At 55.5% G+C, this 18,282-nt stretch carries 15 protein-coding genes; 3 read left to right on the forward strand and 12 right to left on the reverse strand.

Translation table 11 applies throughout. The annotated features are described in order from the left end of the window. Positions 1–4: 4 nt before the first annotated feature. The 3 genes from ABH899_RS21590 to ABH899_RS21600 form a co-directional block, all read right to left on the reverse strand. Positions 5–985: an AAA family ATPase gene (locus tag ABH899_RS21590; RefSeq protein WP_370000448.1), complete on the reverse strand. Its 981-nt coding sequence runs from the start codon at positions 983–985 to the stop codon at positions 5–7. Positions 986–1,057: 72 nt separating this feature from the next. After that, positions 1,058–2,434 (reverse strand): polysaccharide deacetylase family protein, encoded by a 1,377-nt coding sequence (locus tag ABH899_RS21595; RefSeq protein ID WP_370000450.1) that lies wholly within the window; start codon positions 2,432–2,434, stop codon positions 1,058–1,060. 147 nt (positions 2,435–2,581) lie between these two features. Continuing rightward, the gene (locus ABH899_RS21600; protein ID WP_370000452.1) at positions 2,582–3,352 is read right to left on the reverse strand and encodes a nucleotidyltransferase domain-containing protein; all 771 of its coding nucleotides are present in this window, start codon (positions 3,350–3,352) and stop codon (positions 2,582–2,584) included. A 162-nt stretch (positions 3,353–3,514) separates the two neighbouring features. Between ABH899_RS21600 and ABH899_RS21605 the strand changes: the two genes are divergently transcribed. Further along, a complete protein-coding gene (locus ABH899_RS21605) occupies positions 3,515–4,675 on the forward strand; it encodes a Gfo/Idh/MocA family protein (protein ID WP_370000454.1) in 1,161 nt (386 codons plus the stop codon). A 182-nt stretch (positions 4,676–4,857) separates the two neighbouring features. On the opposite strand, the gene bcp is transcribed toward ABH899_RS21605, so the two are convergent. From bcp to ABH899_RS21630, 5 genes are all read right to left on the reverse strand, one after another. Next, positions 4,858–5,322 carry a thioredoxin-dependent thiol peroxidase gene (bcp, locus tag ABH899_RS21610; RefSeq protein ID WP_370000456.1) on the reverse strand — a complete coding sequence of 155 codons (465 nt, stop codon included), beginning with the start codon at positions 5,320–5,322 and terminating at the stop codon, positions 4,858–4,860. Positions 5,323–5,493: 171 nt separating this feature from the next. After that, on the reverse strand, positions 5,494–6,231 hold the full coding sequence (locus ABH899_RS21615; protein ID WP_370000458.1) for a hypothetical protein: 738 nt from the start codon (positions 6,229–6,231) through the stop codon (positions 5,494–5,496). A 154-nt stretch (positions 6,232–6,385) separates the two neighbouring features. Beyond that, positions 6,386–7,171 (reverse strand): ABC transporter permease, encoded by a 786-nt coding sequence (locus ABH899_RS21620; protein WP_370000460.1) that lies wholly within the window; start codon positions 7,169–7,171, stop codon positions 6,386–6,388. Positions 7,172–7,174: 3 nt separating this feature from the next. After that, on the reverse strand, positions 7,175–7,969 hold the full coding sequence (locus ABH899_RS21625; RefSeq protein ID WP_370000462.1) for an ABC transporter permease: 795 nt from the start codon (positions 7,967–7,969) through the stop codon (positions 7,175–7,177). Then, the gene (locus tag ABH899_RS21630) at positions 7,962–9,044 is read right to left on the reverse strand and encodes an ABC transporter ATP-binding protein (protein ID WP_370000464.1); all 1,083 of its coding nucleotides are present in this window, start codon (positions 9,042–9,044) and stop codon (positions 7,962–7,964) included. The genes ABH899_RS21625 and ABH899_RS21630 overlap by 8 nt, the downstream gene beginning before the upstream one ends. A 275-nt stretch (positions 9,045–9,319) precedes the next feature. Here ABH899_RS21630 and ABH899_RS21635 point away from each other — a divergent pair, with 275 nt between their 5' ends. Both ABH899_RS21635 and ABH899_RS21640 read left to right on the forward strand, forming a co-directional pair. Then, entirely contained in the window at positions 9,320–10,420 is a 1,101-nt protein-coding gene (locus tag ABH899_RS21635) for an LCP family protein (protein WP_370000466.1), read from the forward strand. A gap of 125 nt (positions 10,421–10,545) precedes the next feature. After that, the gene (locus ABH899_RS21640) at positions 10,546–11,856 is read left to right on the forward strand and encodes a glutamate-1-semialdehyde 2,1-aminomutase (protein WP_370000468.1); all 1,311 of its coding nucleotides are present in this window, start codon (positions 10,546–10,548) and stop codon (positions 11,854–11,856) included. A gap of 301 nt (positions 11,857–12,157) precedes the next feature. Here the strand turns inward: ABH899_RS21640 and ABH899_RS21645 are convergent, their stop codons facing one another. The 4 genes from ABH899_RS21645 to ABH899_RS21660 form a co-directional block, all read right to left on the reverse strand. After that, positions 12,158–13,924 (reverse strand): sensor histidine kinase, encoded by a 1,767-nt coding sequence (locus ABH899_RS21645; protein WP_370000470.1) that lies wholly within the window; start codon positions 13,922–13,924, stop codon positions 12,158–12,160. A gap of 42 nt (positions 13,925–13,966) precedes the next feature. Continuing rightward, entirely contained in the window at positions 13,967–15,538 is a 1,572-nt protein-coding gene (locus ABH899_RS21650) for a response regulator (protein ID WP_370000472.1), read from the reverse strand. Between the two features lie 93 nt (positions 15,539–15,631). Beyond that, entirely contained in the window at positions 15,632–17,272 is a 1,641-nt protein-coding gene (locus ABH899_RS21655) for an extracellular solute-binding protein (protein WP_370000474.1), read from the reverse strand. A gap of 90 nt (positions 17,273–17,362) precedes the next feature. Then, positions 17,363–18,259: a carbohydrate ABC transporter permease gene (locus ABH899_RS21660; RefSeq protein ID WP_009676917.1), complete on the reverse strand. Its 897-nt coding sequence runs from the start codon at positions 18,257–18,259 to the stop codon at positions 17,363–17,365. Positions 18,260–18,282 lie beyond the last annotated feature (23 nt).

Consider the following 18,282-nt stretch of genomic DNA (forward strand, 5'->3'; position numbering starts at 1 on the left):
CCTCCTAGCGGACAGCCGCAAAACGCAGCACGGGAATCGGCACGGAAGCGACGGCCGCTTCGACCGCAGCCTGAGGCGTCCTGCCGCCGATAAGCGCGTCCGTCGAGGGCAGCAGCCGGTGGGCGAAAACGGGCACGGCCAGGCATTTGATGTCGTCGGGCACGACGTAGCGGCGGCCCTGCATCAGCGCTCTGGCCTGAGCGGCCCGCATCAAGGCCGCGGATGCGCGGGGACTGGCCCCGAGCCGCAGATCGGGATGCCTCCGCGTGGCCCCGGCGAGGCTTACGATATACTCGCGCAGGGACTCGTCGACGTTGACCGTGGCGGCCTCGTTCTGCAGTTGCACCCATTCTTCCTGCAGCAAAACAGGCCTCAAGCTGCCCTCCGAACGCCGCTGAAGCTGCTGCTCCAGCATGCCGACTTCGTCCCCGTGCTCCGGATAGCCGAGCGACAGCTTCATCAGGAAGCGGTCCAACTGCGCTTCGGGAATGGGATACGTCCCTTCATGATCGAGCGGATTTTGCGTGGCGAGCAGCAGGAAGGGCTTCGGAAGCTCGTAGGTGACACCGTCCACGGTTACGCTGCGCTCTTCCATCGCTTCCAGGAAGGCCGCCTGTGTCCTCGGCAGCGCGCGATTCAGTTCATCGGCCAGAACGACCGGATTCATAATCGGTCCCGGTCTGAATTCGAATGCGGCGGTTTGCGGCCGGAATACGGAAACTCCCGTAATATCCGACGGCATTAAATCCGGCGTGCATTGAATTCTTTTACAGCCGCAGCCTACCGTGGCCGCCAGACTGCGGACAAGCAGCGTTTTGCCTACGCCCGGCACATCTTCCAGAAGAACATGGCCTCCGCACAGCATGGCAATGACGCTTTTCTCGATCACATCCCGTTTGCCGACAACGACTTTGGCGACTTGATCGACTACTTTTTGTAGAAGAGTATGGGGCTGGTCAAATAAGAACGTCCGATTGGAAATCACGGGGAAAGCCTCCTAGTGAAATGATATATTCCCAGTGTTCCCCGTTCTCTATGGAAATAGACTTGCAGTTTGCTAGGAAAAAAGAGCGGTTCCGCCGGAAATCGTCACTTCTCTCCCGCTTTCGTCCGCGTGATAGTCTAATATGTCGCCGCCGAGCAGCTCTACTGTCTTCCTCAGAGGGACATAGAGACTCCCGTCGAGAAGGCGCATATTGGGCAGATGATAGACGGCCGTCACCCCGGCCCATAGGCGCACCGACAAGGTGTAGTCGCGCAGATTATAGTCCAGCCGGGTGAACCCGTAGTCGACGCTCGCTGTGGAGGCCGCCTGATCCCAGCTGACCTTGGCCCCCATCTGCTGCGCAAGCACTCGCAGCGGCACTTCGAGCCGCTCCTCCCGGAAAAGAGCCTGCTCGGGGGGAAGCACCGTCCTTCTGCCGTCTACGGTCAGCGTCAGAGGAAGCTGCGGCTCCGCCTGCCGGGGCCGGATGGAGCCCGCTCCCACGGCCGCTTCTTCGCCGGACGGGACAGGCGTACGCCCGCCGGAAACGGAAGCGGTAGCAGAAGCGGCCCAGTCTCTCATCGCCGCAGCCGTCCGGGCGAATTCCGCTTCGCCGGGTGCGCTCCGGTGCCACCGCCCGGCTTTGCGGACGGGGAACTGGGCGGGCTTCACCTGATCGTCCAGCCTCGCAAAGGTATAGCCCTTGTCCCTGAAGTACCGGATAACTTCCGGGAGCGCTTTTACCGTTTCCTTGTGCCCGGTCCCGTCATGAAACAAAACCGTCACCTCATGTTTAAGCGGAGCTTTACGGATCGAGCGGATAATTTCCGCCGCGGGAACGCCCGTCCGTTTGGAGTCCTCGCTGTCGATATCCCAATCGAACAGCGTGTAGCCCGCTTCCTTCATGTAGTAGAAGTAGAAGGCATCGAAATTCTCGGCGGTTCCGCCGGGTGCCCGCATCAAGCCGGTCCGGAAACCGGCCGCTTTCTCGATAGCCCGGTCGGTCTGCTCGACCTGCTTCCAGAAGCCTTTGTAATCCGAGTACAGCTTCTTGTAGGTATGATCGTAGCTGTGGTTGCCCAGCGCATGGCCTTCGGAGACGATCCGCTTGACCATCTTCGGATTTTCCTCCACATGTTCACCGACGACAAAAAATGTGGCGGGGATTTCTTCTTTTCGCAAAATATCCAGCACTCCCGGTGTATATTTGCTCGGTCCGTCGTCGAACGTCAAATAGACCGTCGGTTTATCAGGAACAGCGTAGGGCCGGTCCGAGGCGACCTTCTGTCCGCTTATAAGCGCTTCGTAAATACTCTCTGCCGGGTCTCCGTCCGCTTCGGCGGCATAAGCTCTGTACGCAGGCTGTATGGACGGGAATACAACGAAAATAAGGAGAAGGATAAGAGCGATCCGGGTGAAGCGAAAGTGGGACAACTTCGTTTTCAGCATGACAATCCCTCCGCATTATTCGATCATTTGGCTGCTGGTAGAGTATATGAGAGAGTTGCCGGGGGTATGCTTTTGCACGCAAAAAAGAGCCCGGCTGACGCCAGGCTCCCGTAATTAAGCGATATGCGGATAGACAAATCTAGCACTTTATTTCCATACGAGGGTCAAATAGTGGCGGTATACATCGTCAAGCAGGGCCGTCGGGTCCTCCAGCTCCGCCTTGCTTGCCGCGGCCACCTTGGTCAGATGTTCGATCTCTTTCCCGATGAACGCGTGAATCTCCTCGACCCTCGCTTCAAGGTCCAGCTCTTCCCCGGCTATTTTTCTCCTTAAAAGCTCATTGATCTGATCTCTCAACCCGGATTCGGGCAGAAGCCTATCTACTAGCTCCTGAAAAAGAATAGGCGGGTTCGTGTCGTTTTCCTCGATCCATTTGCAGGCCAGAATCGGACGGAGCACGTAGAAATATTTTTTGATCCGGACCTGGTCCCTTTGGAGGTATTCCCGGAAATTGCCCTTCGCCATGCTCAGATAATGATGAAGAGACGCCTTGGGCGAGAACACTTCGCTGCGGAGGCGGAGCATCTCTTCCTTGAATCCGTAAGCTTCCTGATAGACGATATCCGAAATCAGCCATTCCATAAGAGGCGGATTCGATTTGCGGAACAGCTTCAGCGCTTTCCGGATATCCCAGCCGTTAATATCGAGCATCTCGTTGATCGGCACTTCGATCACGTCTCTTTTGTCGTCGATGGAAAGATACCATTCGGGTCTGCGGACATAAACAAACCGCACGTCATAGTCGCTGTCCCTGGAAGGAAATCCCCAGGCGCGGCTTCCCGACTCAATGGCAAACAAGACTTTTACCTGCTCGTTTTCTTCGATTTCTTTTAATTTTTCACGTATGACCGCTTCCATAAAAGCCCTCCGGTTTCCGAAATTTTTCAGTTCTTCAATCAATCCGGCGCTTTTTGGGGTAAAAGCAGATTAAAAGCTTAATCTGTAACCTGCTGCCTGTTCCAGGGAGCTAAACGTTAGCGCAGTTAACCGCAAACCAGACTAATTAAAGAGGTGAAACGAATGGGAGATATTAAAGTCGGCGTGATCGGGACCGGATTCTCGGCCATGGCCCACATCGAGGCCCTCCAGCGGGTGCCTTCGGTTCAAGTCGTCGCGATTGCTTCTTCACGGCTGTCGCATGCGGAGGAAGCGGCGGCCCGCTACCGGATCCCCATGTATTACGGTGATGCCATGGAGCTTATCCAGGACCCGGATATCGACGTTGTACACAACTGTACACCCAATCATCTGCACTACACGTTCAATAAGGCGGCTCTGCTTGCCGGCAAACACGTCTTGTCCGAAAAGCCGCTCTCCGTTACCGTCGAGGAGTCGGATGAACTCCAGAAGCTTGCGCGGGAAAAAGGTCTCGTCGCCGGCGTGGCGTTTATTTACCGCCACTATCCCCTCGTCGAGGAAATCAAGCAGCAGATCGCTTCCCGGACATACGGCAAGCCGCACTATGTGCTGGGCGGCTACCTCCAGGACTGGCTGCTGTACGAGACGGATTATAACTGGCGCATGGATTCACGCCTGAACGGGCCTTCGCGGGCGGTGGCGGACATCGGCTCCCATTGGTGCGATACCGTCCAGTATGTGCTGGGCACCCGCATCGTGTCGGTCTTCGCGGACCTCGGAATCGTCCATCCCGTACGGTATAAGCCCAAAGACAAGCAGGCCACGTTCACGAACGCCGCGCCCAAGCCGGAGGATTGCGAACGCGTTGAGGTGGACACCGAGGATTTCGGGTCCATTCTGGTCCGGTTCGAGGACGGCACCAAGGGCGTCTTCTGCATCTCCCAGGTCAGTCCCGGCCGCAAAAACAAGCTGTATTTCGAGATTTCCGCCGAAAAAGGCGCCCTGCGCTGGGACCAGGAGGAAGCGAACCGGCTGTGGATCGGCTCCCGTGATGTACCCAATCAGATCCAGATGCGCGATGCCAGCCTGATGAGCTCCCAGGCCGCCTCCATCACCCATTATCCCGGCGGTCATGAAGAAGGCTGGCCCGATGCGCTTAAAAACCTGCTGCTCGACTACTACTCTCTCATCGGCAAACGCAGAGTGCGCCAGACGGATGAAACGAGCTCCAAGTTCGCTACCTTCAATCAGGCCTGCGGCATAATGAGAATCGTCGAAGCGGTTCTGCAAAGCCATGAGCGCCAGCGGTGGGTGGACGTGTAAGTTACCGCCCTCTTCTTCCGCTCCGCCCCGGGTCCGTGGGGCGGGCTTCGCTGCTGGGAGATAGCGGGCGGCTCACCGCTCATCCGCCGCCTGCCGCGTCTTCTTAACGCGGCAGACGGCGTTCAGACACCATGGCTCCGCTCCCGCTGTCCAAGTATGTCAGCGAATTTCTTCAAAACAGATTAGTTTTCCTTCAGATAAGCCAGCGCTTCTTCGATATGGCCTTTCACTTTGACCTTGCGCCATTCCTGGATAAGGATGCCTTCTTCGTCGATGAGAAACGTCGAGCGTTCGATACCCATAAACGTCTTGCCGTACATGCTCTTCTCTTTCCAGACCCCGTAGATTTCGGCTACCGCATGGTCTTCATCGGCCAGCAGCAGGAAAGGCAGGCTGTACTTGTCGATAAATTTCTCGTGCCGTTTCAGGGAATCCGTGCTGACGCCCAGAATGACGGCGTTTAAAGATTCGAATTCCGTATGCTTGTCCCGGAAATCGCACGCCTGGGTCGTGCAGGCCGGCGTCATGTCTTTCGGATAAAAATACAGGACCACTTTCTTCCCTTTAAAATCGGACAATTTCACCTGCTGTCCGTTGTTGGCCGGCAGTTCGAAGTCCGGTGCTTGATGCCCCGTGTTTATACTCATATCGGGAGCCTCCTTCGGTTCGTCGTTTTTGCATTAGTTTCCATTATACTCATCTAACGGATTCATTGGAAATCGAGTTCAAGCCTGTTACGCAGAAAGACCGGCAGCGTTGTCCGCTGCCGGTCTTTCTTTCATTCCCTTGACCGTATTGCTTGCTGCATGCCGCCGTTCTTACTCGGCCTGCTCCGTCTGGGCTTGTTTTTGGTCTTTCTTCTGAGGCTTATCGCCCTTCTTCGCATCGATAAACTTCTCCAGCGAAGGAGTCAACTCTGTTTTCAGCTTCTCAAGAAGCTGCTCTCTTGTGATACCTTTGGCCGACGCAATCTCGGCGACGGTTTTACCGGCTTCCTGCTGCGTTTTCAGCTCTTCCTTGGTAATCCCGAGGATAGCCGCAAGCTTCTCCGGATCTACAAAGCCGCCGCCGTGGCCGTGTTTGCCGCCTTTAAAGTTTTTGAAGCCGGTAGTTGTGACGGCATTCTCGATGCGCTTCTGAAGGTCCGCCTTCAGTTCGGTCGCCTTCGTGCTGTCGATTTTGCCTTCGGTTACTTTGGCATCAATCTCTTTCGTGGAAGCTTCCACCAGCTTCTTCACCAGGTCCGCCTGGCTGATGCCTTTAGCTTCGGCCAGCTGAGCCAGGGACTTGCCCGCTTTCAACTCGGTGATCAAGGCGTTTTCTTCCAGACCGAGAACGGCTGCCGCGTCTTTCAGGTAAGATCCCGGACCGCCGAATTGTCCGAAAGGTTTGCGGTCCTTGCCGTCATGCTTGAATGGCGCCGACTGCTGAGTCGACGTTTGACCCGAATCGGTGCTGTCGGCTGCGAATACCTGGCTGGAAAGAGCGGCTCCTCCGCCGAGCAGAAGTGCTGCAGCCAATGTGGATACCATCAATTTGCTGCGGGTTTTATTCATTCTTATTTCCACCTTTCAAATGGGGGCTTGTTTATGCTACACCCCAAGTATAGGCAGAAGTTATGACGGAACTTTTACGCGAAGCTTAGCGAAACCTAAAACTTTGCTGAAAGCAACCTGAAAATTGTGGCAGCCTCCGTTTCATACCGTCGAATCAGGACCCCGCCCCGCGGTAGCGCTTGACCCCGATGTTCCACACGCTCAGGCCGATCGTAATGAAAATGATCCCCATGACCGGCGTCAGCAGGGCGAAGCCCTTCCAATTGAGCGGATCCAAGAAATAAGCCGCCGGATAAAACCCGACGAATGCGAACGGCAGAATCCACGTCAGAATACCGCGCAGCAGCTTGTTGTAAATCGTGACCGGATACCGCCCGTAGTTCTGGATGTTCCAGATCAGAGGCATGATGCCTGTCGGCGAATCGGAAAAGAACGCAAGCGCGCTCAGGGAGACGTAAATGCCGCCGTAAATCAGCACGCCGGACACGACCATCATCAGCATCACCAGCGGATCGCTCCAGTGGACCGGCAAATCGAGCTGGCCCCACGAGTAGATCATCACGACCAGTCCGGCTAGAGCGCTGAACAGGGAGGCCGGGTCCATGTTCTCCAGCATAACCTGCCACAGGCTGTGGGCCGGGCGGGTCAGAATACGGTCCATTTCCCCTTTGACGATGTAGCGTTCGCTGAAATTCCACAGGTTGAAAATCGTGGAGAATAGTCCGTACGGGATCATAAAGAAGCCGTATATGAACAAAATCTGATCGCGGTTCCAGTCTCCGAGAAGCGCGGTCTGCTGGAAAACGACGAGAATAAACACAAGGTTCAACCCGTTGAACAGCAAATCCGAAACGACCTCGATCCAGAAATCCGAACGGTAGGTCAGCCTGGTTTTTAAATAATTTTTCAGGTAATCCAGAATAAGCGATAAATAGAACATGCGTTAACCCCCCTGCACGAACAGCCGGGTTCTTGCTTTATGCCACATGAAGGCAATCGGCACAAGAAGCGCGACGAACCAGATGACTTGAATCGAAACCGCCTGCCATACGGCGCTTCCGGTCATTTTGCCGGTAATCACCGAACCGGGCAAATACGTAATGGCTTGGAACGGCAGCCATTCCAGGAGCTTCGCCGTCCAGCCGGGGAACATGGTGATCGGCAGAATCAGTCCGGAGAACAGATCGACCGCCACCCGTTTCATCCGCATCATACCCTCGCTGTTTTCCAGGAAAAACGCGGACAATCCCGTCATAATATTAATCTGGGAATTGATTAAAAAAGCGAACAGCAGCATGAGCAGATAGACAAGCCACAAGGAAATATCCGTCGGCAGCTCGACCGGGAACAAAAGTGAGACGATCACGAGGCCCGGCGTCGTAAAGAGAAGAAACCGGAACAAGCCTTCTCCGAAGCCCTGCATCATTTTGTACACGACATAATTGTAAGGACGGATAAACTGGATCGCGACGCTCCCGTCCCGGATTTCATTCGCGATTTCCCGGTCCAAGTTATTGAAGTAAAAAGCGCGGCTCATCCAGGATACCACGATATACGTCGTCATCTGTCCCAGCGTCTGGCCGGCAAGCGTTTCCTGACTGCCGTAAATCGCCTTCCACAGGAAATAGTAGGAACCGATGTTGAGCGCGTACACCAGGATGCCGCTGTAATAGTTAACCCGGTAGGCGAGCATGGTTATGAACCGGATGCGGATCAGCTCCACGTAAGCTTTATACATGCGGCACCGCTCCTTTATCCTCTTCGGCCCCGCTGCCCGGCTCCCCCGCTTCCGGCGCGGACGGCTTCCGGACTTCGGCCGAACCGGACTTGTAAATCTCGCGGACGATATCGTCGGTATTCGTTTCCAGGATGCGGATATCCGCAATCCGGACGACACCGACGATCCGCGCCAGAACGTCGGACACGTTCGCGCTCCGCTGTGGGATGAACACACGGGCGTCCAGCGAGCTGTCCTGCTCCCAGGTCACGTCCAGACCTTCCGTGAGCAGCTTCAGACTTTCAAGAGGCACCGGGTCGTTGAACTGCAGCACCACTTCCTTGCCTTTGCCCCACGTCTCCTTCAACTGATCGAGACCTCCGTCGTAAATGATGCGTCCGTCGTCCAGCATGATGACCCTTGAACATAGGGCTTCGATATCTTGAAGATCGTGCGTGGTAAGTAGAATGGTCGTCCCGTAGCGCTGGTTCAGCGATTTCAGGAACTCGCGGATCTCGGTTTTCACTACGATATCGAGCCCGATCGTAGGCTCGTCCAGGAAAACGATCGCGGGGTTGTGCAGCAGCGAAGCCGCAAGCTCGCAGCGCATCCGCTGACCGAGACTCAGCTTCCGGACCGGCCGGCTGAGCAGCTCGCCGAGCTGGAGCCGGTCGGACAGCTCGTCCAGCCGCGCTTTAAAATCGTTTTCCGGAACCCGATATACTTTCTTAAGCAGTTGGAACGATTCGATGACGCCGATATCCCACCACAGCTGGCTCCTCTGGCCGAAAACGACCCCGATGCCTTTGACAAAAGCTTCTCGGTCCTTATAGGGGATATATCCGTTCACTTGAAGATGGCCCGAAGTGGGAACGAGAATGCCCGTGAGCATTTTGATCGTCGTCGATTTGCCGGCGCCGTTCTCTCCGATATAGCCGCAAATCTCTCCCTCGGGGATTTCAAAACTGATATCTTTAACGGCCGTAACCTGGTTATATTCACGGTCGAACAGATCGCGAAACGCTCCTTTTAGCCCGCTTCTGCTTTTCTGCACTTGGAACTCTTTGCGAAGATCTCTCACTTCGATGGCTGGCATGTTTTCCTCCTGCTGTTTAGTTGGACTGGGAAAGTTTGAAAGCCCTGTGAATTCATGTGTAACTTGCGGCAGAGAAGAAGTTGCCCCTATAATGTAATACATGAGTTCGCCATTCCCACCCCTCATCATACAACAAAAGAGCTTTTTGTAAAAACACCCGGAGGCGGCTCCGGTACAAATCGCGGGAATACGGAAGCCTTGTTTCAGCAGCCGGATATCCAGTTAATCATGTACAGACAACGCCTATTTTATAGATGGAAAGGGAATGAACTCACATGCCGAAGCCTAAAAAAAGACGGGTAAGACCGTGGCGGATGCTGATTGTCGGGATTGTTTTCGCCCTGATCTGCACCGCAGGCTATTTTGCTTACAGCATATACAGCTTCGCCGATAACATTAACAATAAAGACGCAATTCAGGGATTTGATAAGAAGTACCAGGGGGACGACTATAAGCCTCCGGTCTGGGAGGGAACCGGGCGTGTGAACGTGCTTCTGCTCGGCGCTGACTCCAGGGGCGTAGAGAACGGGGAGCCGCCGCGCTCCGATACGCTCATGATCGCCTCCATCGATCCCGTGACCAAGAAGGCTTCCCTGATGTCCATCCTCCGGGACACCTGGGTCAAAATTCCCGGCAACGAGGAAGGGCGCATTAACTCGGCCTTTACTATCGGGGGGCCCAATCTGGCGATGAAAACCGTCAGCGAGCTGACCGGGATTCCGATCCAGTACTACTTGTACACGGATTTCAAAGGGTTTATCGCCCTTGTGGACGCGATCGGCGGAATCGACCTCGAAGTCGAGAAGGACATGAAGTACACCGATGCCGCGGACGGACACGTATTCGATATTAATTTAAAAAAAGGCATGCAGCATCTGGACGGCCAGACCGCTCTGCAGTACGTCAGGTTCCGCCACGACGCACAGTCCGACTACGCCCGTACGGAACGCCAGCGCAAATTTTTGACGGCCGTAGCCGATAAAATGCAGAGTACGCAGTCTATCCTCAAGCTGCCTTCCATTTTGAAGGCCATGGAGCCTTACATCAATACGAACATGTCGTTCGGAGATATGCTGAAACTCGGCGGGCTTGCCTTCGACGCGAGAGCCAAAGGTATTCAGAGCATCCAGCTGCCTCCGGAAAACCTGGTCGTCGAACGCAGAATCAGCGGGGCACAGGTCCTCTCCGTCGACAAGACGAAGCTCAAACGCTACATTGACGACGTATTCGAGGGCATGGCGGACGCTCCCGGAGCAGGCACAGGAACCGGCACCGATACGGGCACCGGCTCGGGTTCGGGCAGCGGCTCGTCCGGCGGCAGTTCGGGAAGCTCGTCTTCCGGAACCTCCGGCGCCAACAAGAACACCAGGCAGTAAAAGCTTTCTAACGTGACCGTCTCCTCCGGGGAGACGGCACGTTATTTTTCTTCCCGGCCTCCGCCATTCGGTGATAGGCTATAGAGGACACGATCCAACTACATAAACAAAGGAGTTACAAAGCCATGAATCATACACGTTCCGAAAAGCTCCATGAAGAAGCGCTCCAGCACATCGTCGGCGGAGTCAACAGCCCTTCCCGTTCGTTCAAAGCGGTCGGAGGCGGCGCTCCCGTATTTATGAAACGTGCGGAAGGCGCCTACTTCTGGGACGAGGACGATAACCGATACATCGACTATCTCGCCGCTTACGGACCGATTATTACGGGACACGCCCATCCGCATGTGACCGAAGCGATCATCCGCGCCGCCCGCAGCGGCACGCTCTACGGCACTCCGACGGAGCTTGAAATCACCTTCGCCCGGATGCTGAAGGAAGCCATTCCGTCGCTGGACAAAGTCCGCTTCGTTAACTCCGGCACGGAAGCCGTCATGACGACCATCCGCGTGGCGAGGGCTTACACCGGCCGCACGAAGATCATCAAATTCGCAGGCTGCTACCACGGCCATTCCGATCTCGTGCTCGTCGCGGCCGGCTCCGGCCCGTCCACGCTGGGCACGCCCGACAGCGCCGGCGTCCCCGCTTCCATCGCGCAGGAGGTCATCACCGTGCCGTTCAACGATATCCCGGCACTGGAAGAAGCCCTGGCGCGCTGGGGCGGCGACATCGCCGCGGTGATGGTCGAGCCCATCGTCGGCAACTTCGGCATGGTGATGCCGAAGCCGGGCTTCCTCGAAGGGCTCTGCGCCGCCGCGCGCGCAAACGGCTCCCTCGTCATCTACGACGAGGTGATTACCGCGTTCCGTTTCCACTACGGAACGACGCAAACCTACGCGGGCCTGAACAGCCGGCCCGAGGAGATCGAGCCCGACCTTACGGCGCTCGGCAAAATCATCGGCGGCGGACTGCCGATCGGCGCATACGGCGGCCGTAAGGAAGTGATGGAGCAGGTCGCTCCGCTAGGACCTGCGTACCAGGCCGGCACGATGGCGGGCAACCCCGCCTCCATCTCCGCCGGCATCGCCTGCCTCGAGGTGCTAAGGCAGCCCGGCACGTACGAGCGCCTCGAGCAGCTCGGCGCGAAGCTGGCGGACGGCCTCCGCGAGTCGGCCTCCCGCCACGGCGTCGCGCTGACCGTGAACCGCATCGCCGGCGCGATCTCGACGCACTTCTGCGACCATCCGGTCACGAACTACGACGAGGCGCAGGACACGGACGGCGAGCGGTTCGGCCGCTTCTTCCGGCTCATGCTGGAGCGCGGCATCAATCTCGCGCCGTCGAAGTACGAGGCGTGGTTCCTGACCACCGCGCACACCGACGAAGACGTAGCCCGCACGCTGCAGGCGGCCGACGAGGCTTTCCGCCTGCTGGGCTGATGCTCCGGGGCGGAAGAGTCGTCCTTACGGCGTCTCCTCGCAGCCCCGGCCCCGTCTCTTGTCCGTCGCATTTGTGAGGCCGGCGCAGGCCGGAGCTTCGTATCCGCGTGCACGAAAAGCAGGACATCGGCTCAAGCGGCCGCTCCATCCGCGCCGTAAGCGCCGCCTTACGCCCGCTGCGGTGCGCACCGCAGCGTGAAGCCAGCCTTTGCCGTTCACAGAGGCCGCTTCGCTTGCGCAGCCTGCCCCCATACCAAAAGCTCCCGCTCTGCTTATGCAGGACGGGAGCTTTTTTGCGTGGTCACCCTTGGTTCTTCTTGTGTTTGTAGGTCGGTATGCGCAGCAGCACGGCAGTGCCGATTCCGGGCCGGCTTGCCAGCGAGACGCCGTACTTTTTGCCGAAATGAAGCTTGATCCGCTGGTCCACATTGCGGATGCCGTAACCGGATTCCACTTCGGCCAGAGGATCGAAAAGCTTGCGGAACCGGTCCTGCGGGATGCCGTTGCCGTCATCGATGATTTTCAGATGAATATCGTCGCCGATGATTTCCCCGCTGATCCGGATGTGAATATGATCGCCGCACCAGGCGTGCTGAAGCGCATTTTCGATAAAAGGCTGCACGATGAGCTTCACCGTATCGTACCGGTTCACTTCCGGCTGGATATCAAAGAGAACCTCCATGCGGTCGCCGTACTTGATCGATTGAATGTCCACGTAAGCCTGCACCTGCTCCAGCTCCTTGCTCAGCGGGATGAAGGTGCGTCCGTCGTTCAGCGTCAGCCGGTAAAATTTCGCCAGCCCGATCACCATCCGGTGAAGCTTGTCGATATCGCCGAACCGGGCCAGACGGCTGATCGACGACAAGGTGTTATACAGAAAGTGCGGGTTGATCTGCGCCTGCAGCGATTCCAGCTCCGCCTCTTTTTTCTGAAGGTTCGTGAGATAGACTTCCCGGATGAGCCCTTCCGTGTGCTGTCCCATATCGTTCAGCGCGGCCGCAATCTGGGCGAATTCGTCCCGCCCTTCGTACGCCATCCGCTTCCGGAATTCCCCTTCCCTGAACGCGTGCAGGACAGAGACGATTTTGGTCACCCTTTTGGAGAAGAACCGCGAAAACATCCAGCCCACGAAAAAAATGACCAGAACGGAAATCAGACACACGATCGCCGTCAGCATCCGCACTTTGTCCGCATCCTGCTCCATGATCGCGGTCGGAACGAGCGAAACCACGCTCCACTCCAGTCCTTCAAGAGGCTGGCGCAGCACGAGATGATTTTGGGTCCATGATTCATCCCATGTCTTGCCTTTCATGTTCGGATCGGCAGTCGACGAATAAAGGATGTCTCCCTGGGGACCGACAATATAAATGGCGCTGCCTTCCCCGACTTTCGTATAATCCACGCTTTCAAAAAGATCCTGCAGATGGGCGGAAACCCGGATGAAGCCGATCTCCCTCAGCTCCACTCCGTTGGTCGTATCCACGATTCTGCGCAGCAAAGAAAGCCGGCCGAACCGGGCGTCGTCCTCGATCTGCCGCCACTGCATCGTCATTCCGTAGCGCTCGGGCGGAAAGCTCTTATACCAGTCCGCTCCCTCGATCCGGTTCATATGGTAGAGCTCGTACAGCTTCCCGACCGTCATAAGGGGATCGATATTCTCGTGATTGTAGTACACTTCCGGCAGGGTTTCATTGTGCAGATAGACGGAAAGCCACAGCCTGAGGCTGCTCGATTGAATAGTCTGCATCATTTTGGGAAGGAGGTAAGACGTCGTCGCGTCGTAGCTTACCCACCCCTCTTCGTAATGCTTTAAATGTTTGGCCAGCGTCGTATCCACGTAAATCATATTCGTCAGACGTCTCATATCCTCGATTTTGTACTGGATATTGTCTCTGATCTGTCTCATCGTGCCCTGCACGCTGCTCTCCGCCTGCTCACGCACCGACTTCACCAAAGTAGAAACCGCGAACGAGCCTACAATGATCACCGGCACGAGAATGCAGAGCGCGTACGAAAGCATCAGCTTATAGCCGAACGGAACGAACCGCCGGCGCCCTTCCGGTTTCATCCGTTCCGGCTCCTTTCCTGCATCGGGGGCGCATCCCCGCCGTTAGTGGCTTCTTCTGAACTGCATGGGGGTCATACCGAACGTTTCCTTGAACTGCCGGCTGAAATAAGGCAGATATCTGTAGCCGATCCGGTCCGCCACCTCGTAAATTTTAAGCGTGGGGTCTCCCAAAAGCTCCTTCGCCTTCTCCATCCGCAGTGCAATCACGTAATCGCTGAAATTTTGGCCGGTTTCTTCTTTGAACACATGGCCGAGATAGTTCGGGGAAAAAGAAAAACGGTCCGCCACGTCGCGCAGCGTCACATTCTCCTGAAGTCGTTCCTTGATGTACTCCATCATATCGCGGATCAGCTTGCGGTTCTTGCTCTGATTTCCCATGTTCAACTTTTCCGAAATTTCGAAAAGCATGCGGCGCATCCAGCTCCGTATGTCCTCGATGGTTTCGAATTGCAGCAAAATATCGAGGTTCTGCAGCTCCATCCCCAACAGGGTGAACAGCTGCTCGTTTCTCGTCTGGAGATAGCCGTCCAGCTTGACGATCAGGTACGTGGCGAAGTTATGGATCGTAAAACGCGACCGCAGACAAACCGCCACGTTAAACAGCCGGTCGATTTCATCATGAATGCCGACCAGGTCATACTGGACCATCGCATTGAACAAAGCGTCGAGCCGGAACTCCAGCTGCTTGGCGTCGGCGATTTCTTCCTTCGGAATTTCGCGGGTCTCGATAATCTTCGCTTTTCCGTAGAACATCTTGGCATCGAGAGCGGCGAGCGCCTCGCGGTAAGACTCCTGCAGAGCCGACGGATCGTCAGCCGGGTTGCCGAGCCCGATCGTGATCGTAAAAGGAAAATGCTCCTTCACGTATGCGATCACTTCCTGAAGCTCTTTGGTCCCCTTCTCATCGGCCGTAACCAGCAGGCCCAGGCGCTGCTTCGTAATCCGGCACATATGGGTAATTCCGCGCGGCCGGCACAAATCCATAATCTGTCCGCCGAAATCGTTAAGCATATCCTGGCGTTCCTTGGCCGTATACGGATTCAGCTTCCACGACAGATCGTCGGTTTCCAAAACCGCGGCCCGGATGGGATACCGGATCGGTTCCAGACCTTCCTCGGTCAACAGGTCATCCAGCTCCTGCCGGCCTGCCGTGCCTTCCAGCAAACGAAACACATATTCATTGTGCACAATCGGTCTCATCTGTTCGAAGGCCCGTTCCGTTTTGCGGCGCTTTTGTTCGCGGTTGAGATCCCCGATAATCGTTTCCAGCGATTGGATCAGTTCGTTATCATCCATGGGCTTTAACACGTAGCTGCACGCTTTTAGAGAAAGCGCTTCCTTAACATAGCCGAAATCCTGATGCCCGCTGACGAAAATAACCCGCAGCCCCGTATGCCGCTCCAGCGCCTTACGAGCCAGCTCCAGGCCGGTCATGCTCGGCATCCGTACGTCCGTCACGAGGATATCGACCTTCTCCTGTTCCATAACCCTTACGGCATCGAAGCCGTTATTGACGGCCCCGACCACATGAAGACCGAGACGCTCCCAAGGGATAAAAGTCTGCATGCCCTCCAGGTCCAATATTTCATCGTCTGCCAGCAGCACGTTATACATGTTGTTCTCCTTTCCCGGCGAATAGCAAAAGAGGTATACCCCAAGTATACCTCTTCTGCCCGCCTAGGCGGCATTAAATTTCCAATCAACTTCTTATTTGCCGATTTTCTTCTTGTTTTCCTGCCAGCGTTCCGTTTGGTATTTCAGCAGCTTGGCGTATCCGGCAGCCTGAGCGTCCTTCTCCGCTTTATCCAGGATGGATGTCACTTCCGCGTCGCTTTTCGCGAAGAGAGCTTTGGCGCGGGATTCGGTGAAGATATCCTTAATGCGCTGCTGTACCATACCTTCTTCCGTGTTGGAAGGCGGATCGAGATTTACGAACTCCGTACGGTTAAATACGGTTTTCCATGCCACTTGCGTCTGATTGCGCGTTTCCCAGCTTTGTTTTTCAGCAGGAAGCTTCAGCTCGATATCCGTCTTAGCCGTATCGATATAGGTCGTATTGCCGACCCATTGCAGGTTGACGAGAGAATCCATCAGCTTGGCGCGTCCGGTTGCGTCGCTGTAGTATTTATCCGTGAATTTAGGTGTGCCTTTCTCGTCTGTGCCCTGCCAGTATTCGCCTTCAGGACCCCAGAACATAACGCGCTGTCCTTCTTCTCCGGTCATCCAATCGAGGAAGGCGAAGATCGCTTCCGGATTTTTAGCGCTCTTCGTAATAACGTTTACGTTCCAGCCGAGTGTTGCGTAGTGGCCAGGGAATACTTTGGTTTTGTCCACGCCTTCTTTATGAATCGGCCAGATCATTTGGTAGCCCGGGTGGCTCGGATCCTTCGTTTGAAGAGCCGTCGTACCTTTGGAGCCGAATTCCGTCACGCTGGAAGCTGCCATAACCGCAACTTTGCCGTTGTTCACTTTCTCGTCGATCTGGTCTTTCGTTTGAGTCAATACGTCTTGAGTAATCAATTTCTCACGGAAAAGCTTGCTTGAGTAAGTCAGAGACTCCCGGTAAACCGGATCCGCGAAGATCGATTTCAGCTCGTTGCCTTCCGGAACGGCACGCATGGAGATGTTCGTGACCGGATGATCGTTGGCAAAGCCCGGGTACATGATTTCAACGTTTTGAGCCTGCACGCCGGAATCGAACGGAGTCACGTCCGGATATTTCGCTTTCACTTGTTTCAGGTAAGCGTACAGATCATCGTAGGTTTCGAGCTTCGGCTCGCCCAGTTCTTTGTAAATTTTCAGGTTGATCATATAACCCGCGTTGCCTGCAGGACGCTGCGTGTACCAGTTCGGGAACTGATAGAGCTTGCCGTCGCTGGAGCGCAGCATGTTGAGGGTCGCTTCTCCCGCCCACTTCTTCAGGTTAGGATATTTGTCGAGGTATTCGTCGAAAGACACCAGCATGCCTGCCGCACGCAGTTTCTCTACCTGGGCTCCGCGCTCCAGCCAGATGACATCCGGCAGCTCTTTGGAAGCCATCAGCGTATTGAACTTCTGCTCGGAGTTCCCGCCGTTAGGTACGCCCGTTACGTTGACTTTCTTGTTTTCTTTTACCCATTTTGTAGCGAGATCCTGGCCCCACACCGGCATAGTGAACCAGTCGTAGTTGCCGTAGAAGCTGATATCCAGCTGCTGCTCGCCGAACTTAACTCCGGTCGATTGAGTAGTACCTTGTTTGCCGGAATCCGAAGCAGCCGGCTTGCCGTCGCTGCTGCAGCCGCTAAGCACCGCGATGGAAGACAGCACGGTAATGAGCGTAAGCGAGACCCCTTTTTTCCATTTTGCCATTTGTGACACTCCCCTTAAACGATATTATAATCTATGTGGTCAATCGTGTTGCATCTGGTTACGCTTACATTCTGTTCAAAAAGCGAAGATCTACTCCTTGAGGGAGCCGATCATAACGCCTTTCGAAAAATATTTCTGAACAAACGGATAGATGAGCATAACGGGCAGGGTAGAAACGACCATCGTGGCCATCGACAACGATTTGGTCGTAATCGACTGCATCTTGGACAGTTGAGTCAGGGCCGCAGAGTCCAGATTGGCTAACTGCTCCGACATAATATTGGAGTTCAAAATTTGTCTCAGCAACGTTTGTACCGGGTACAAATCGGTGTTGTTCAGGTAGATGCTGGGCAGAAACCACTCGTTCCAGTGCTGAACCGCCGTGAACAGCCCCAAGGTGGCGATAACGGGCCCGGACAAAGGAAGCACGATCCGGAAAAACACCGACCAGGTGCTGCAGCCGTCCAGCTTGGCGGCTTCTTCAAGCCCCGCCGGAATACTCCGGAAGAAAGTCATGAAGATAATCATGTTCCAGACGTTGATCAGTACCGGCAAGATCATGACCCAGAACGTATCCATCAGGCCGAGGCCCCGGATGAGCAGGAAGGACGGGATCAGGCCGCCGGTGAAATACATCGTGACCACGGCCATAACCATGTAATATTTGCGAAAGACAAGATCGCGCCGGGACATCCCGTAGGCGAAGATGGAGGTCGCCAGAATGCCGAGAATGGTTCCCATCACCGTGCGGCTGACCGTAATCAGAAAGCCTTGAATGATCCTCTTGTCTTCGAAAACGACGTTGTAGTTTTCCAGTGTAAATTCACGCGGCCAGAAGGTGATACCGCCCAGCATCGTGTCTTTCCCGCTGTTGAACGAAATGACCACCGAATTCCAGAACGGATACAGCGTAATGAAGGCCAGAAGTATCAGCAGCGTATAAATGACGACCGTCATGAACCGGTCCCCAAAGCTTGCTCTCAACATGTTGTGTCCGCCTCTCTTTCTCC

Source organism: Paenibacillus sp. RC84 (assembly GCF_041260495.1).
Lineage (GTDB): Bacteria > Bacillota > Bacilli > Paenibacillales > NBRC-103111 > Paenibacillus_F.

What these genes read in the sequence shown, in the direction of transcription:
- ABH899_RS21645 (WP_370000470.1), bottom strand. Translation starts at nt 13,924, where the DNA reads ATGAAACCGGAAGGGCGCCGGCGGTTCGTTCCGTTCGGCTATAAGCTG.
- bcp (WP_370000456.1), bottom strand. Translation starts at nt 5,322, where the DNA reads ATGAGTATAAACACGGGGCATCAAGCACCGGACTTCGAACTGCCGGCC.
- ABH899_RS21600 (WP_370000452.1), bottom strand. Translation starts at nt 3,352, where the DNA reads ATGGAAGCGGTCATACGTGAAAAATTAAAAGAAATCGAAGAAAACGAG.
- ABH899_RS21625 (WP_370000462.1), bottom strand. Translation starts at nt 7,969, where the DNA reads ATGTATAAAGCTTACGTGGAGCTGATCCGCATCCGGTTCATAACCATG.
- ABH899_RS21660 (WP_009676917.1), bottom strand. Translation starts at nt 18,259, where the DNA reads ATGTTGAGAGCAAGCTTTGGGGACCGGTTCATGACGGTCGTCATTTAT.
- ABH899_RS21620 (WP_370000460.1), bottom strand. Translation starts at nt 7,171, where the DNA reads ATGTTCTATTTATCGCTTATTCTGGATTACCTGAAAAATTATTTAAAA.
- ABH899_RS21655 (WP_370000474.1), bottom strand. Translation starts at nt 17,272, where the DNA reads ATGGCAAAATGGAAAAAAGGGGTCTCGCTTACGCTCATTACCGTGCTG.
- ABH899_RS21605 (WP_370000454.1), top strand. Translation starts at nt 3,515, where the DNA reads ATGGGAGATATTAAAGTCGGCGTGATCGGGACCGGATTCTCGGCCATG.
- ABH899_RS21595 (WP_370000450.1), bottom strand. Translation starts at nt 2,434, where the DNA reads ATGCTGAAAACGAAGTTGTCCCACTTTCGCTTCACCCGGATCGCTCTT.
- ABH899_RS21635 (WP_370000466.1), top strand. Translation starts at nt 9,320, where the DNA reads ATGCCGAAGCCTAAAAAAAGACGGGTAAGACCGTGGCGGATGCTGATT.
- ABH899_RS21630 (WP_370000464.1), bottom strand. Translation starts at nt 9,044, where the DNA reads ATGCCAGCCATCGAAGTGAGAGATCTTCGCAAAGAGTTCCAAGTGCAG.
- ABH899_RS21650 (WP_370000472.1), bottom strand. Translation starts at nt 15,538, where the DNA reads ATGTATAACGTGCTGCTGGCAGACGATGAAATATTGGACCTGGAGGGC.
- ABH899_RS21640 (WP_370000468.1), top strand. Translation starts at nt 10,546, where the DNA reads ATGAATCATACACGTTCCGAAAAGCTCCATGAAGAAGCGCTCCAGCAC.
- ABH899_RS21615 (WP_370000458.1), bottom strand. Translation starts at nt 6,231, where the DNA reads ATGAATAAAACCCGCAGCAAATTGATGGTATCCACATTGGCTGCAGCA.